This window comes from Corallococcus sp. CA041A (genome assembly GCF_003612075.1).
Classification (GTDB): Bacteria; Myxococcota; Myxococcia; order Myxococcales; family Myxococcaceae; genus Corallococcus; species Corallococcus exiguus.
The window spans coordinates 1-15,582 of sequence record NZ_RAWF01000032.1 but is presented as its reverse complement, the minus strand read 5'-3'; the positions used below and the strand labels follow the sequence as shown (position 1 = coordinate 15,582).

Here is a 15,582-nt window from a genome sequence, read left to right as displayed (position 1 = left end):
GCCGCTCAGCGCCGCCACTCCAGCTCCGGCGCCGACACCCGGGGCGGAGGCGGCAGGAAGGTGTGCGCCAGTCCCCGCAGGCCCCGTGCGAAGAACTCCTCGCGGATCCACTGGCTCAGCGCCGCCGCCTCGCCCTCGTGACCCGGCGCCAGCCTGAAGGTCGCGTGCCACTCCACGAAGGTCTGCCCGGTCGCCGTCACCGGCGTCACCCGCAGCTTCGCCACGAAGTCGCGCACGGGCAGCGCGCCCTCCACCATCTCGTACGCGTAGCTGCGCGCATGCGAGTCGTAGGCCAACCGCGCCTCCAGGTACACCTCGCCGTCGCGCGTGGTGAGCCGGCGCAAGGGGCCGGCGGAGTCGGGACGCGTCACCCGCTCGCTGGTGACGACGCCCGGGTGCCAGCGGGGAAGGCTGTCAAAGCCTCCCACGCGGTCCCAGACCACGTCCGCGGGTGCCTGGATGAGTTGACTCGCATAGGCCTCGGCCATCAGTGCCTCAGGTCGTTCGTGCATGGACATGCTCAAGAAGGGGCTCCGCCCCCAGGGCGGCCATGCGACTGGAGGGCGCCCCACCGTCCACGGGCGGGCCTCCAGGCGTAGGGCGTGCCCCTCGGGGAGAGCACGCTCCCCTCAGGCCGTACGGCCCTGGAAGCCCTCGTAAAGCCATACAGTCAACGGACCCGATCCCCCACCGCGTCGCATCGCATTCATGCCGCCCCCCATGTCAGGCATTGAGGCGCGTGATGTGGAGCAACGGCAGCGGAGTCGGAATCGTCCGAAAGGGCTGTTGTAAGCGCTCCGCATCCCGGGTCAGTCTGCGTGTGGCCCCGCGATCACCGGCCCACCTGGGGGGACTCGCCCCGCGGGGCAGGGTCTGGCGGGATGTGAAGCATTGCCCGGGCATGGCTGTTGAAGGCGCATGGTGCATGCCCCCCCTTCGCCGAGGAGATGCCCGATGACCTCCGCTTCCATCACCGAGTACGAAACGCGCCTCTATTGGCAGGGGGACCGGGGCGCGGTGCTGACGAGCGACCATGCGCCCCCCGTTCCGATTGGCCGCCCGCTGTGCGGCCAGCAAGACGGGCCCGTGGACGGGCGGTGGGACCCGGAGGCACTGCTGGTGGGCGCGGTGGAGGGGCGCACGCTGCACGCGTTCCTGGACGGAGCCCGGGAGGCGGGCGTGGGCGTGCTCTTCTACCAGAGCTCCGCCACGGCCCGGCTGGTGAGCGGGAGTCCTGACGAGGCCGCCCACTTCACCGACCTCATCGTCCGGCCGCACGTCGCCGTGGGCAGTCCACGGGAGGCGGAGGACGCGCGCCAGCTCTTCGCCCGGCTGCCGGCGCGATGCTTCCCCAGCTCCATGCTCCAGCTCACCCCGCGCATCGAGCCGGTGGTGGAGGTGTGGGCCCACGCCCGTCGCGAGGACGCCACCGCACCTGTCGAAAACCAGGCACCCGCTCCGGGAGAGGCGGACGCGGCGGTTCCCTGGGGGAGCGGCATGCGCAGTGTGGAAGCACATGCCGACGAATCCACAGACGAATCCGCCCACGAAGCCGGTGAAGGAGCCGGAACCGAAGCCCACGCCTGAAATTGATCCGCCCCGGCCGCCCGTGCCGGAGAAGGATCCACCTCCGGGCGAGCCCAAACGCCGGGAACCCCCTCCGCCCCTACAGGACCCGGAGGTGGAGCCGGGCATCCAGGACCCACCGGCGCATGACCCCAACCATCCGGGGCCGCCGACCATCATCGCGTGACCGCCAGCCCGTGCTGACCCGTACGGCGCGGCGGGAGAGCGCCCGCCCGCCTCGTGGCTCTCCACAACATTGACATACCGGCAGTCCATTCTTGTTCACTTGAAGAGAATGGCTTGCACCCCGTCCTGGACCTTCGTCCAACGTCTGCGTTGGACGGTTCCAGGAAGCAACGCAAACAATGCATTCAGGATGCAGGAAACCATAGACTGATGCGCGTTCGCCGCGCGCCATGTCCACGCTCCCTTCGACGTCCACACCGCTCCGGATCGCCGCCATCGCCACCGCCTGCGCGGTGCTCATGGGCCTGGTCGCGGCCTGGAGCGAAAGCCAGTCAGCGGGTGTCCGCATCGCCCTGCTGGTGGCGAGCGCCTTCGGACTGGCGGTGGCGGGCGCGGTGGCCGCTCTTCGCGCGGTGGCCCGGAGTGAGCGTGACTGCGCCCGGCTGCTCGACAAGGCGGATGACGCGCGGGCGCTGCGCGACGCGGTGATGGACATCACACCGGTGGGCTTCGCGTTCTACGACCGCGACCTGCGCTACGTGCACGTCAATGCCGCGCTCGCCGCGATGAACGGCCTGCCGGTGGAGGCGCACCTGGGCCGCCATGTCTCGGAGGTGCTGCCGGAGCTGGGCACGATGCTCGCGCCCCGGCTCGCCCTGGCGCTGGAATCCGACGCGCCCGTGCAGGACCTCGGCCTCCAGGTGGAGACGCCCGCCGCGCCCGGCGAGGCGCGCTTCTGGTTCGGGAGCTACTCGCGCGTGCGCGGCTCCGGCGGCGCGGTGCTGGGCGTCATCGCGTCCCTGACGGAGGTCACCGAGCGGGTGCGCGCGGAGGCATCCCTCCAGGAGCACGAGGGGCGCCTGGACGTGCTCACCCGATCGCTGCCGGACTACCTGTGGGGTGGGAAGCTGCGGGACGGCGTGTTGCGGGACTTCTACTGCACACCTGTCGTGGAGCGCACCACCGGCTATCCGGCCAGCGCCTTCACCGGCGGCGGCCGCGAAGGCACGCCCTCGCCGCTGTGGGCGGAGATGATCCACCCGGAGGACCGGACTCGCTACCGCGAGTGCATCGAGTCGCTGGCCCTGGCCCCGAGCACGGAGGTGGAGATCGAGCACCGCATCATCTGCGCGGACGGGCGCGTGCGCTGGGTGCGCAGCCGCGCCGCGGCCTCCGGTCTGGATGCCCGGGGTGGCGTGCACCTGGGCTGCGTCGTCACGGACGTCACCGACCGGCGGCTCGCGGATGAACTGCGCCAGCGGTTGAACGACAGCTTCCGCCGCTCCGCGACGGAGTGGCGCCGCACCTTCGACGCGGTGTCCTCGCCGCTGCTGGTGCTGAGCGCGGACGGCATCATCCACCGGCTCAATGAAGCGGCCCGCGTGCTCTTCCAGGAGGCGGACCCCTCCGGCCAGCCGCTCTGCGCGACCGCCAAGGCGCCGCCCTGGTCCAGCGCGGGTCCGCTGGTGGAGGAGCTGCGCGCGACGCACGGCAGGACCCGCCGCGAGGTGCACGACGCGGAGTCCGGGCGCACCTGGGAGGTGTCGGCCGCCTGGGTGGACGAGAAGGCCAGCGAGGACCCTCGAATCATCCTGGTGGCCACCGAGGTCACCCGGCTGTTGGAGCTGCAGGCCCACGTGCGCCGCGGTGAAACGATGGCCGCCATGGGCGCCATCGTCGCGGGCGTGGCCCACGAGGTGCGCAACCCCCTCTTCTCCATCTCCGCCGTCGTGGACGCGGTGGAGGCCACCTACGGCGCCCAGCCGGAGTTGAAGCCCTACCTGGAAGTGCTGCGCGGCGAGGTGCGCCGCCTCACGCACCTCACCCAGGAGCTGTTCGAGTACGGCCGCCCCACGCGAGGCGAGTGGACGGACGGCGCCGTGGGCTCGGTGGTCTTCGAAGCCCTGTCCGCCTGCACGCTCACGAGCGACAAGGCGGCCGTGACGCTCGAGCGCGAGGTGTCCGACGCGCTGCCCCAGGTGCGCATGGACGCGCGCCGCCTGTTCCATGTCTTCCGCAACGTGGTGGAGAATGCCGTGCAGCACTCCCCCCAGGGCACTACCGTTCACGTGACGGCGGAAGCCGTGGAGGAAGCGGGGCGCCCCTGGGTGCGCTGCACAGTCCACGACGGAGGGCCCGGTTTCAAGAGCGAGGACCTGCCCCACGTCTTCGAGCCCTTCTTCAGCAAGCGTCGAGGAGGGACCGGGTTGGGTCTGTCCATCGTCCAGCGCATCCTGGAGGAGCACCAGGGGCGCATTCGCCTGTCCAATCACCCCCAGGGAGGCGCGGAGGTGACCATCCTGCTGCCCGCCCTTTTCCCCGCCGTTCACACCGGCCCAACTCCGCAGTCACAGGTGTCATGACCCGCACCCGCATCCTGCTCGTGGACGACGAGCCCGGCGTCCGTCTGGGTATGAAGGGATACCTCACCCAGCATGGCTTCGACGTGGATGAAGCCACCAGCGTCGCCGAGGCCCAGGAGGGCTTCCGCTCACACCGGCCCGACGTGGCCGTCATCGATTACCGCCTGCCGGACGGCACGGCGCTGGAGTTGTTGCCCCGGCTCAAGGAGATGGACGCGGCGGTGCCCCTGGTGGTGCTGACCGGGCGCGGCTCCATCGAATTGGCGGTGCAGGCCGTGAAGGAAGGCGCCGAACAATTCCTCACCAAGCCGCTGGAGCTGGCGGTGCTCAAGGTGGTGCTGGAGCGGCTCGTGGCCCAGCGCCGCGAGCGGCAGCGGCTCCTGGCGGACCGCTCGCGCGCGGTGCGCACGCAGGTGGACCCCTTCCTGGGCAACAGCCTCGCCATCCGCGCGCTGCGCGACCAGGCGGAGCGCGTGCGCGAGAGCGACAGCCCGGTGCTCGTCACGGGCGAGACGGGCAGCGGCAAGAGCGTGCTCGCGCGCTGGCTGCATGAAGGCGGGCCGCGCAAGGAGTCCCCCTTCGTGGACCTGAACTGCGCGGCGCTGTCCAAGGACCTGCTGGACTCGGAGTTGTTCGGCCACGAAAAGGGCGCCTTCACCAGCGCGGTGGCCGCGAAGCCGGGCCTGCTGGAGGTGGCGGACCGGGGCACGCTGTTCCTGGATGAAGTGGGCGACATGGACGTGGCCGTCCAGCCCAAGCTGCTCAAGGTGCTGGAGGAGAAGCGCTTCCGGCGCCTGGGCGACGTGAAGGACCGGCGCGTGGACGTGAGGCTCGTGGCCGCCACGCACCAGGACCTGCAGCTGGCCGCGCGAGAGAAGCGCTTCCGAAGCGACCTGTACTTCCGCATCAGCACGCTCATCCTCCACGTGCCGCCACTGCGTGAGCGCGCGGAGGACGTGCCGGTGCTCGCGAGCCACTTCCTGGCGGAGATGGGCGCGCACCGCGGCCGCGGCCAGGTGGAGCTGGAGCCCGACGCGGAGCGAGCCCTCATGGCCTACAGCTGGCCGGGCAACATCCGCGAGCTGCGCAACGTGCTGGAGCGCGCGGTGCTCTTGTCCGGCACGTCGCGACTGTCGCGCAGCGCCCTGCGCTTCGAGTCCCTGCTCCCTACGGAGGAGCCGCTGGGTGAGGACCTCACGCTGGAGGAGCTGGAGCACCGCCACATCGAGCGCGTGCTGGCGCGCGAGGGCGGCCACGTGGAGCGCGCGGCGACGAAGCTGGGCATCTCACGCAGCTCGCTCTACGCGAAGCTCAAGGGCTGGCAGCACAAGGGAGGCTGACGGTCACGAAAGAGGGTACGGGTTCAAGTCCCGTACTCCTCGCCACTAAAGGCCCGGCACATTCAACCGGTGAGTGTAAAACCCTGAGTTCGTCCCGGTTGAGAGGTTGTCAGCATGAAAGTAGCAAAGAGGAGGGGGCTCACGCTGAGTGAGCGTGCGGAACCGTGGAGATGGTGGAGGGAGAGACTCCACGAAACCGGGGCAACTTCAAATGCGCGCTGATGCCCTCTTGCTGGCCCTGGTGCTGATGGCCTCGGGATGCGCCTCTATGCCACAAGCGTATGAGCGCCGCCGAAGCTTGAGCCATGCGCCGAGAGAGGACTCCTCGCCCGCGTGGGTGGAGGCTCCGAACGATGACCTCCCGCGCGCCTGGAACGCTCTCCCCAGCGTCCTCTCCGGGCCCGAGCAACGGCTCCTGCGCCGCCAGCAGCCGCGTGACGACGTGACCACCGTGGGAGACAGCGCTGTCAGGGGCGGGAGCCGGAGCAATGCATTGACGCGGCAGGCAGTCCTCGACGCGACGAAAGACGTGAAGGGCTCCTTGCGCAGCGTCGAGGCCGCGTTCACCAGGCTGGCGGCCCGCCCTCCGGACCTCTGGGGCTTCAGCCTCACTGGCGTCTTCACGCGCTACCTCGACCAGGGATCCAAGCAGGTGACGTGGCTTCATGGCGCGCTTGGGAGCGCCACCACGTTGACGGAAGCGGCCTCGGAAGTTGGCGACACGGACATGGAGCTGGGCCTGCTTCGCATGACGGGATCAAAACTCCAGGCGGCTCAGTTCGGGACGCTCCTGCTGGCCACCTGGGTGGACTTCCTCCACCTCGCGGACGCCATTCTCAGAAACTGCCCCATGTGCAGCGCCGAGAAGCTCTTCGTGGACCTTCATCGCGTGCAGGGGTTGATGGAGCCCACGCTGACGGACCTCGCCTCACTGGACCCGGAGCGGGTGGAGGCAGCGACCACCGCGATGCCGGAACTGATGGGGAAGCTGACGCGTGAATTCGACACGTTCCAACGGGAGACCCGCGAGACCATGAAGTTGGGCGGGCGGGTCATCGCGGCCATGCAGGCGGTGGAGATGGTCACGATGATCTCCACGATGAAGATGGCCATGCCACGCGTGCCGCCCTCGGCCCCTGTGACGCTGGGCGTGGGCCTCGTAATGAGCTCGGGAGGCGTCATGGTGGGCTCGCGGCTGGTGGTCTCCGCCGAGTGGGTGGAGATGATGCGAAGGCTCGTGCAGGCGGGCGTCATCTCCGTGCCTGCCGCCGGCGCGGCCGTCCTCATCCAGGGCGGACAGGTCACGATGGCCCAGGCGCACCAGGACTTGCCCAAGGGCGTGCGCGATGCGCTGGGGGACAGCCCGGAGGTTCGCGGCATGCAGGTGACGGGCAGGACGGGAGCGGGCATGTCGGATGCGCCCAAGCACCATGTGCTGCCGCAAGAGCACCGCGGATGGTTCGAGCAGCGCGGCTTCAAGGGCGACATGGACATCGACCAATTTTGCGTCCGGATGGAGCAGGCCCACCACGAAGCCATTCACGGTGGGGGGAACTGGAAGCTGGGACGCACATGGCCCGGCGAGTGGAATCGGCTGATCATGGAGGCTCTGCACGAAGCTGAGATCACGGCGGGCCGGAGGTTGACGCGGAATCAGGTCCTGGACATCGTCGTCGAGCGTATGAAGGTCTACAGAGTCCCAATCACGTTCACGAAAGGGAGGAGCCGATGACCGACGGACGTTCATGGCGGGAGAACTGGAAGGCCCGCTTGTATGAGCGCGTCCGCGAGCGGGGCTACGACTCAGTCACGGCTTTTGCCGAGGCCCGGCCCACCGCATCGTTGGTGGCGCTGGCCGAGGAGCTGGGTCCGGACGACGTTGCCGGAATTCAGGTGTACGATGGATTGGTGGCTGAAGCGGTGCGAAGTAAGCAAGTGACCCGCTTGGTGCGGGGACAACTTGTGCGCGAGCTGTGGGGGAGCATCCCTGATGGTTGGCCGGCCGTGTTGGATGACGACAACCGATTCAAGGTTGCCAAGGCGGTTGGCCCCTGGATTGCCTATACCCCAGACACGCATAAGGAGCGCGCACGCCAATGCAGGACGTCGCTCCTCGCCAATCCGCCCCCTGCTGGCTGGCGTCCACTCGGCCCCGACGACGAGCTTCTCCGGACGCTCCTCCCCGACGAGGAAGCCTGACCGGAAGCAGCGGCCCTTCGAGTCACAGTGAAGGAGCCGCCGTTGGCCAACGGGTTCAGGTCCCGTCCTCATCAATGTGTCTGGCTTGGAGCGGACTTCGCCACTGAGAGACCCTGGCGGCGGATCAACTCGTCCAACTCGAAGCGCGTCACGGATCACCTGCTCAGCGATGCTCGGCATACGCAATGTGCTCCTTGACCGGACTCGAACCATGTCTTGAACGGCCCTGAGGATAAACCCTCGACGGCACCGCGGTCCCGCCCCATCGCCTTGCGGCACAATGCCGTCCAGAGGCATGAGGAAGAGGCCGCCCGGCGTCCGCGCTTCCGTTTTCGAGACGCTTTTCATCTCAACTTGAGACAGCCGAGACACGCTCGCGCCCCGGCTTCGTGCTCGTGGCGGCGGCGCGGTTCGTGCTCTTGCCTCCGGTGAAATCCAGCCCGGGGCGCACCGAATGAATCACTTCCAGGACGGCACGAAGGACCCGGCGAAGGTGCGGGTCCTCTTCGTTGCCTGGTTTCTCCGCGAGGACCGGCGGTGGCTGGGCGCGTTCCTCCCGCCAGAGCGCTTCGAGTGCTCCTACGTGGGCCTGGAGGAGGCTGTCGACTCGACCCGGAAGCGCACGCCCTGGAAGAAGTGGTGGCAGTTCTTCCGCCTGGCGCTGAAGGCCCGGCGGGAGCTGGCCCGGCATCCCCAGGATCTCATCGTCACGGCCTTCCCACAGGTGGGTTTCACCGTGGGGCTGGTGAACCTGCTGACCTTCGTGCGCACCCCGCACGTCATCTGGTACTTCAACTGCGGCCATGAGTACCGGGGGCTCCGCAAGTGGCTGTCGCGGCTCGCGTACCGGGGCGTGGACCGGTGCCTCGTCTACACGCGGCACGAGCGCTCGGTCTATGCGCGCGTCTTCGCCCTGCCGAAGTCCCGCTTCCAGTTCACGCACCTGACCGGCGCGGAGCTGAAGGCGGAGGACTTCCGCGGAGCGCGTGAGGACTTCGGGCTGGCACCGCGCTACATCGCCGCGCTGGGCTCGTCGGGCCGCGACTACGGCACCCTCCTGCGGGCCGTCGAAGGCCTGTCCATGCAGCTCGTCATCGTCGCGCACCCGCATGCGCTCCCACCCGGGCCCGTGCCTCCGAACGTCAAGGTCCTCACCAGCATCCCCCAGCAGGACTACCTGCGGATCATCGCGGAGGCGGAGCTGGTGGCCATCCCCGTCAACAACCGAGAGACGGCGAGCGGACAGATGACCTTGATCCAGGCCATGGCGCTGGGCGTTCCCGTGGTGGCCACGCGGTGCATCGGGACCGAGGACTACATCCGCCACGGAGCGAATGGCTGGTTCGTCGAGATGGGGGACGTGGAGGAGTGGCGACGCACCCTGCGCTCCATCCTGGACGACCCCGAGGAGCGACAACGGCTGGCCACCGAGGCCCTGCGCTTTGCCCGGGAGCGCTTCACGGACCGGACCGGCGCCCGCGTGCTGGCGGCGCTCGCCGAGGAACTGTCCACGCCCCCTGCAATTCATTACAACCAGGCACGCTCCTCGACAGCGACACCAGAATCAGACGCCGAGCATTCCAACGACAGACGCATCTGAGTATGATTGCGCGGCAACCTTCACGGAGGACGCATGCGCACGTTCCTGATTGGCGGTCTGCTGGCGATGGCTGTGGGCTGTGGCGGTCCCATGGAGCAGGAGGAGGAGCCGAACCTGACCTCGCAGGAGGCGCCGCTCCCGGACTGCGCCACCAGCCCGACCAACGTCAGGACCTACTACGACGCCAACAACTGGGTCATTGGCGAGCGCGGGTGCGACTGCGGGGACTGGATCCACTGGGGGCAGATTTCGAGCATCTACGACATCCGCACCTCCTGTTAGGCCCTCCGCGGAGCCGCTGCGGATGTGGACGACGAGCGTGCCGCAACCGCCAACCCCGCAACGCCCGTTGTTGCCTGTCAGGCAACTGTGGCCTCCCAGGCAACGACAGACGTCAATCCATGCCCTGAAGAAACTTCGCCTGGGGTCATGGCGATAAAGACTTGTTGTAGTCCGCACTCCGCGGCTCGACACTTCGAGGCCTGGAAATGCCTGTGTTTCATGGAGCCCGTCGGCTCGCGTTGTGCCTGCTCACGTTCGTCCTCGCCTGCGGTTCCACCGAACCCGATCCGAAGCCTGGGGAGGACGACGACAGCGACAAGGTCGCGGCGCTCACCCTCTCGCCGAACGGGGCGACGCTCCTGGTGGGCGAATCGCTGACCCTGGCCGCCCAGGCGCTCGACGACAGCGGCCACGCGCTCCAGAACTTCCAGGTGACCTGGTCCTCCCAGCTGCCCGCGTACGCCACGGTGGCCGGCGGCCGGGTGACAGGCGTGGCGCCGGGCGGCTCGGTCATCACGGCCAAGGTGGGGTCGGTGAGCACGACCCTGACGGTGATCGTGATGCCGGACGACGCGTCCCGTCCGTCCAGCGACGAGGTCCTGGCGTCCGCGCATGAGGCAGGCCTCATCAACGACGAAGAGCTGCTGGCCTACCGGGTGTACGCCGCGTTCAGCGATCCCCGGCTGCCCCTCCAGTACAAGGCCCGCGTCGAGCCGGCCTTCGACGTCACCCCGCTCGAGGAGCTTCACGCGCGCTTCGATGACCTCTCCGCGCCGATGCAGGACGCGCTCGGGATGTACATGCTGCGCCCGGATGACCCGGGGAGCTGGCTCAACACGCCCCTGCCCGACGCCCGGCTGAGCAGCATGAAGCGGCCCTCCTGCAAGCCCAGCTCCGACGGGTGGTACTCCATTTCGCCGTCCTACGCGAAGGTGAAGGTCTGGTTCGAGTTCGCCATCGCGGGTCAGCGCGAGCAGGCCGCCCTGCTCGATAACGCGATCGAGAATGAGATCTGGCCGAAGCTGATGGCGCTGGGCCTCAAGGAGCCCCTCACCGACGGGGCCTACAGCTGCAACGGAGGAAGCGCCCAGCTCGATCTTTACCTGTCCCGCAACATGAACGGCCGGGGATTGACCCTCCCGGAAGGCTTGGACAACACGCAGGCCGCCACCTACATCCTGCTGTGGGATGGGCTTGGCGATGACGAGCTCAAGGGTGCGGCGGCACACGAGCTGATGCACGCCATCCAATGGTCCTACAAGACGAAGGGCCCGCAGAACAGCTACGGATGGATCCGCGACGCGACCGCGAACTGGGCCATCGACCAGGTGTATGGACAAGCGCCGCAGCTCGAGCACGACTACGCCGATTGCTTCATGAGCAGCCCTGACCTGTCCCTGGAGGACCGCTCCCCGGGCCACTGCAAGTCGCCGGCGGCGGGCCCGCTGGCGGCACGCGACTACGGCGCCTACCTGTTCTTCCAATTCCTGGCGAAGAAGCACGGCCCGAACGTCGTGGTGGCGGCGCTGGAGAAGCTGACCACGGAGACCTCCAGCCTCACCGCGGTGGACTCCTCCGTCCCCGGCAAGCTGGAGAAGACCTGGCCGGATTTCGCGAAGGTGCTCTGGAACCAGGCGCCCATCGACGCCAAGGCGGAGTCCTTCGCGAAGTGGGACCAGCTCACGGAGAAGGTGAAATCCCACGCGATCAAGGGTGACCTGGCCGGCGCGCCCGAGCACAAGGAAGAGCTCCACGACGAGCTGAAGAACCTGTCCAACCACTACGAGCACTTCACGTTCAGCGACCCGAACACGCGCTCCCTGCTCTTCCACAACGGGTGGTTCAAGAACATCACCGAGTCGAAGGATCCGGTGAAGGTGCTCGCGCTCTGGAACGACGCGAGCGGGACGTGGCACGAGGAGGACTGGAGCGATTACGAGTACGTGGGCCTCTGCCGTGACATGAAGTCGCAGCGGGCACAGGACCTGATCATCATCACCAGCAACGCGAAGTTCGAGCCCGGAGGCGGCGGGAGCCTGAAGGCGGCGAAGACGCCCTACCTCAAGCGCAGCAACGTGGGCTGCTGGAAGTACAAGGGCACCACGAAGGCGGTCCTGCAGGGAGCAGGCTGGTCGGGCCGGGGACATATCCTGGACGCGAACGTGGAGTTCCAGGTGCTGGGAGCCTTCGCGACCTCGGACTACGACCATCCGAACCTTCCGCACACGAAGCGGCTGGGGGCCTTCATGATCATGCCGGTCAGCGGCGACTTCACGCTCGACGTCGACTACAACTCCGGAGGCTGCCGGTACACGCACGGGCCCACGAAGTACGCGATGGTCGCGAATGGAGGGGTGATGTTGATGAACCCCTTCAACGAGTTGAAGTCGCCGGATCCCGACACCCAGGACTGGCTGTCGCACGCCTCGCGCTCGTACACGTCAGCGATTGGTGATGGACGCATCGTGGATCTCGCCGTCAGCGGTGGCCCGGACTGCCGGGGTCCGGAGAAGGATGCCCCCGGGAACATCCTCTTGACGGACACGGGTTCACCGCAGCTCGCGAAGCCCAATGGCGAGCTGTCCGGGACGTTCCCCTACGCGGACGCCGTCTTCACCTGGACGCTGCAGCCGCAGAGCGAACCCTGAGGCTTGGGGGCTCCCGCGGGAGCCCCCTCTCGAACGCGGCATCCCTGCTCAAGGGTCGTACAAATAGGCCCAGTTCAGCTGCGCTCCGGAGCCGATAATGGTGTTCAGCGGCTGATAAGCATTGAAGTTCTCGTGAGGGTTGCCGTAGCAGAGGTTGGCGGTGCAATACAGCAGACTGCCCGGGTGGCTGCCCGAATAGAGGCTGCGGACAGCCCCCGCCCACGTCAGTATGCGGGTGCCGTCAAAGCGCCGGATGATCGTTCCCAGGTTCAGCCAGCCTTGATAGGCCCCCACCTGCTTGTAAAGACAGAGCTGATTGCCCTGACGCGACGTCTGGTCGAAGAGCCAGAGGCTGGAGCCAGCACACCCACCATCCACGACCAGATCATCCAGGTCCTGCTGGGTGACGCCATCGCCACGGCGCTGGAAAAGCGCCTCGCGGGCCGCGACCTGGGCCCGCTGCTCCTCCCGGGTGATGAACTTCGTCTCCTGGGACAGCGTCCCATCCGGGAGCTGCCGGAGGATGGTCTGCGAAACGAGCCCGTCCTCCTGCCCCTCGGGAGCCTGCGTCAGCGCGTCTTCGGGCTCTCCTCCACATCCCATCAACAGACCGACTGCACAGACGACCGTCCACGGGTTCAAGCGCTGCATCATCGCCTCCTGGGTCCGGGTTGCGCGGATACTGCTCAAGCCAGTCTAGCATGTCTTTGAGAGAATGGATTCACGGCGTTCCGGATGACTGCGAAGGTGGCCTCGGGGCTCACTTCCTCTCCGATCTCCAGACACTGAGCCGCTACCACCTGCTCCACCTTCGGGTTTACGCGTCTCGAGCGCGCGTGAGACAAGGCCCCATGCCTGATTGGAAGCGGCTGCAGCAGCTCAACGATGGGGAGCCCATCTGGTACTCGGATCCCCAGCTCGACACGAAGGACGAGGTCTGGCTCTACAACAAGGGCGGCGCCCTGCGCGTCTGGAGCGAGCGTACGCTCGACAAGGGGGACCCGAACGTCTTCAAGGGGCTCGCGCCCGTCGAGCGACGGCACACCCTGTACCGGCTCAGCACCCTGCTTCACGTCGATGTCGAGGTGCGTGGCGCGCAGTCGCTCGTCTGCCGCGGGACGCTGAACGGCGCGCACCTCGTCTCCCGCATCGAGACCTTCCGCGTCGAAGCCCTGCTGGCGCGCTACCGCAAGCTGGGCTTCAAGGACGGCGCGCCGTGGAACGCGACGAAGAAGTTCGTGACGCGCCGCCAGTATCACCGGGCTCCGGACAAGTACTGGGAGGTCTGCGTGGACGGCGAGCATGTCTTCGAGGACTCCTCGGAGCAGACGACCCTCGCGAGCCGTGAAGCCGCCCTTGCCCGGGCCGAGCAGCGCGTTCGTGCCAAGGAGAAGGCGGGCTTCGTGCTCCACAACATCGAGCTCACCGAAGCCAGGTTCTCCAATCAGGAGCCCAAGCCCGCCCCCGGCGCGCCCAAGCGTGCGCCCCTGCCCAAGGGGCCCTCCTTCCCGAAGCCCCAGGACGCCTTCGAGGCTGTCGACGTGGCCATCGCGCTGCTGAAGGACCTGCACGAGCGTTTTCCCACGGGTCACTTCGTCGCGGAGCAACTCGACGCGGAGAAGGAGAAGAAGCGCATCGCCACGGCCGAGGAGCATGTGTCCTTCTTCAAGCGCATGCACAAGGCGCGCATCGGTCGTTGGAGGACGGCGAAGCCAGGCAAGCCGAAGAAGCGTGAGTCCAGTTGGGATTACTTCCTGCGCGTGTATGGCTCCATCACCTGGATTGTCGGCAGCAGCGCCGACCAGGATCTGCCCCTGTTCCTATGCGGCAATGTCACCGGCGGTGGCTGGAGCTGCCTGGAGGTGGCGGAGGACCTCTACGCGATGGATGACCTCGTCGAAGCCACTGGCAACACGGACCTGGAGGACCTCGTTGTGTTCCACGGCGGGTGGCACACCTCCAGGTCCTTCGCGTTCGACCCCCGCGTGGGGTCCGCCACGGGCGAGCTGGCCATCATCCCGTTCGACGAAGGCATGGAGAAGCTGCCCAGGCCCATGAAGCGCGAGCGCGTGCAGCCCTTCGGCCTGTGGCTCCACAAGCGCGTCACCCAGCTCGTTCGCATCGCGGAGCGGAACCTGCACGAGGCCTAGAACGCGACCTGGAACCGGGACATCACGACGTTCTCGGCTTCCCTGTCACCTTCCAGCGCCCCGCCCACGTAGGTCGTGTGGTGGTAGTTCAACGCGAAGCTCACTCGCCGGTTGAAGGCGAAGCGGGTGGCGACGCCGAAGCCCCGGGCCTGGCTCACGGAGCGGGTGGGGTCCGCGAAGATGGGGAACGCGTCGTCGTCCATGTCCAGGCCCTGATAGCGCACGGAGATCTCCAGCGCGCCGCCCTTGCCTGTCTTGGGGTTGAAGGGCTGGTGGGGCTTGGGGCCCGTGAACGACGCGTCCCCGCCCAGCACATACGACGCATACGCCTGCCACGCGTGGTGGCGCAGGCGCGCGCGCTGGTCACCGACGCTCACCTCTTGTGACGACAGGACGTACTCCGCCAGGAGCCCCACCGGGCCCCAGTAGAAGTAGCCCTGGGGCGACAGACGCACGTGCTCTCCGTCCGCGACGACGGTCGGTCCAGTGGTTCCGTTGTTCAGGAAGCTGAAGATGATCTCCTGGCCGGTGCTGCGCTGCGGCACCAGGACGGTCGTGGAGGTGTTGGTGGAGGGCGTGCCGAACTGGAGGCCCCGGGAGACGGCGACGCCCAGGCCCAGGCCCTGGAGCGCGGAGTCCGTATCGCCCTTGAAGGGCTGGGCGAAGACGCGGGCCACCAGGTCGAAGCTGTCGTCGGTGTTGACGTCGATGCTGGCACCGTCGGGATCGCCGTTGACCACCGCGAACGCATACGAGAGGCGCCCTCCTGCGATGTCGCCGTATAGTTGCAGGCCCGCGTCGCGGATGGGGACCAGGTCGAAGGTGAGCGAGCGTTCGATGAAGGGGACGTCCGTGTTGGCCTGGAGCAACTCCAGCCCGAAGGGCGTCTTGAAGCGGCCGGCGCGCAGGCGCAGCCACTCGACGGGGCGCAGGTCGATATACGCGTCCTGGATGAGCGGCTGATTGACGCCGAAGTCCGGCATGAGCCGGAAGTCCACGAAGCCGAACAGCGTCCCGTCCAGGAAGGGGCGCAGGCGCCGGATGAGGAACGTGTTGTTGGCGCTCCGGTCCGAGTCCGCCACATAGAAGCGGCCGTCCCCCTGGAGCTGTCCGCGGATCTTCAGCACGAAGGCCTTGTCGGCGGTGGAGAAGATGTAGCCCTCCTCGGAGAGCTGGACGCTGGGGGGCTCCGGGGCCTTTTCGGGCTCGGTCGCCTGGGCGCGGGCCGGGGGCGCGGCGAGCAACAGC

General features: G+C 67.8%; 12 protein-coding genes. 9 read left to right on the top strand and 3 right to left on the bottom strand.

Going from position 1 to position 15,582, the window contains the following annotated elements; translation table 11 throughout:
• Positions 1-5 precede the first annotated feature (5 nt).
• Positions 6-512 carry an SRPBCC family protein gene (locus D7V77_RS08515; protein ID WP_158624358.1) on the bottom strand — a complete coding sequence of 169 codons (507 nt, stop codon included), beginning with the start codon at positions 510-512 and terminating at the stop codon, positions 6-8.
• A gap of 442 nt (positions 513-954) precedes the next feature.
• On the opposite strand from D7V77_RS08515, the gene D7V77_RS08510 reads away from it, so the two are divergent.
• The 8 genes from D7V77_RS08510 (at position 955) to D7V77_RS08470 (ending at position 12,184) form a co-directional block, all read left to right on the top strand.
• A complete protein-coding gene (locus D7V77_RS08510; RefSeq protein WP_120575768.1) occupies positions 955-1,587 on the top strand; it encodes an OsmC family protein in 633 nt (210 codons plus the stop codon).
• A 395-nt stretch (positions 1,588-1,982) separates the two neighbouring features.
• On the top strand, positions 1,983-4,115 hold the full coding sequence (locus D7V77_RS08500) for an ATP-binding protein (RefSeq protein ID WP_120575766.1): 2,133 nt from the start codon (positions 1,983-1,985) through the stop codon (positions 4,113-4,115).
• The gene (locus D7V77_RS08495) at positions 4,112-5,455 is read left to right on the top strand and encodes a sigma-54 dependent transcriptional regulator (protein ID WP_120575765.1); all 1,344 of its coding nucleotides are present in this window, start codon (positions 4,112-4,114) and stop codon (positions 5,453-5,455) included. Before D7V77_RS08500 ends, D7V77_RS08495 begins: the two co-directional genes overlap by 4 nt.
• 211 nt (positions 5,456-5,666) lie before the next feature.
• Positions 5,667-7,187, top strand: a complete 1,521-nt coding sequence (locus D7V77_RS08490; RefSeq protein ID WP_120575764.1) for a DUF2380 domain-containing protein — start codon at positions 5,667-5,669, stop codon at positions 7,185-7,187.
• Complete coding sequence (locus D7V77_RS08485) at positions 7,184-7,654, top strand: NUDIX hydrolase (protein ID WP_120575763.1); 471 nt, start codon at positions 7,184-7,186, stop codon at positions 7,652-7,654. Before D7V77_RS08490 ends, D7V77_RS08485 begins: the two co-directional genes overlap by 4 nt.
• 454 nt (positions 7,655-8,108) lie before the next feature.
• Positions 8,109-9,254, top strand: a complete 1,146-nt coding sequence (locus tag D7V77_RS08480; protein ID WP_120575762.1) for a glycosyltransferase family 4 protein — start codon at positions 8,109-8,111, stop codon at positions 9,252-9,254.
• 33 nt (positions 9,255-9,287) lie between these two features.
• Positions 9,288-9,536, top strand: a complete 249-nt coding sequence (locus D7V77_RS08475) for a hypothetical protein (protein ID WP_120575761.1) — start codon at positions 9,288-9,290, stop codon at positions 9,534-9,536.
• 206 nt (positions 9,537-9,742) lie between these two features.
• On the top strand, positions 9,743-12,184 hold the full coding sequence (locus tag D7V77_RS08470) for an Ig-like domain-containing protein (RefSeq protein WP_120575760.1): 2,442 nt from the start codon (positions 9,743-9,745) through the stop codon (positions 12,182-12,184).
• Positions 12,185-12,232: 48 nt separating this feature from the next.
• Here the strand turns inward: D7V77_RS08470 and D7V77_RS08465 are convergent, their stop codons facing one another.
• Entirely contained in the window at positions 12,233-12,838 is a 606-nt protein-coding gene (locus tag D7V77_RS08465; protein ID WP_120575759.1) for a hypothetical protein, read from the bottom strand.
• A 197-nt stretch (positions 12,839-13,035) separates the two neighbouring features.
• On the opposite strand from D7V77_RS08465, the gene D7V77_RS44630 reads away from it, so the two are divergent.
• A complete protein-coding gene (locus D7V77_RS44630) occupies positions 13,036-14,334 on the top strand; it encodes a hypothetical protein (RefSeq protein WP_233596762.1) in 1,299 nt (432 codons plus the stop codon).
• Here the strand turns inward: D7V77_RS44630 and D7V77_RS08450 are convergent.
• Positions 14,331-15,581 carry an OprO/OprP family phosphate-selective porin gene (locus tag D7V77_RS08450; RefSeq protein WP_233596761.1) on the bottom strand — a complete coding sequence of 417 codons (1,251 nt, stop codon included), beginning with the start codon at positions 15,579-15,581 and terminating at the stop codon, positions 14,331-14,333. The genes D7V77_RS44630 and D7V77_RS08450 overlap by 4 nt on opposite strands.
• Between the last annotated feature and the right edge of the window lies 1 nt (position 15,582).

Bases quoted from the DNA above. Each gene is read 5' to 3' on its own strand.
- D7V77_RS08515 (WP_158624358.1), bottom strand. From the start codon at position 512: ATGCACGAACGACCTGAGGCACTGATGGCCGAGGCCTATGCGAGTCAA.
- D7V77_RS08510 (WP_120575768.1), top strand. From the start codon at position 955: ATGACCTCCGCTTCCATCACCGAGTACGAAACGCGCCTCTATTGGCAG.
- D7V77_RS08500 (WP_120575766.1), top strand. From the start codon at position 1,983: ATGTCCACGCTCCCTTCGACGTCCACACCGCTCCGGATCGCCGCCATC.
- D7V77_RS08495 (WP_120575765.1), top strand. From the start codon at position 4,112: ATGACCCGCACCCGCATCCTGCTCGTGGACGACGAGCCCGGCGTCCGT.
- D7V77_RS08490 (WP_120575764.1), top strand. From the start codon at position 5,667: ATGCGCGCTGATGCCCTCTTGCTGGCCCTGGTGCTGATGGCCTCGGGA.
- D7V77_RS08485 (WP_120575763.1), top strand. From the start codon at position 7,184: ATGACCGACGGACGTTCATGGCGGGAGAACTGGAAGGCCCGCTTGTAT.
- D7V77_RS08480 (WP_120575762.1), top strand. From the start codon at position 8,109: ATGAATCACTTCCAGGACGGCACGAAGGACCCGGCGAAGGTGCGGGTC.
- D7V77_RS08475 (WP_120575761.1), top strand. From the start codon at position 9,288: ATGCGCACGTTCCTGATTGGCGGTCTGCTGGCGATGGCTGTGGGCTGT.
- D7V77_RS08470 (WP_120575760.1), top strand. From the start codon at position 9,743: ATGCCTGTGTTTCATGGAGCCCGTCGGCTCGCGTTGTGCCTGCTCACG.
- D7V77_RS08465 (WP_120575759.1), bottom strand. From the start codon at position 12,838: ATGATGCAGCGCTTGAACCCGTGGACGGTCGTCTGTGCAGTCGGTCTG.
- D7V77_RS44630 (WP_233596762.1), top strand. From the start codon at position 13,036: ATGCCTGATTGGAAGCGGCTGCAGCAGCTCAACGATGGGGAGCCCATC.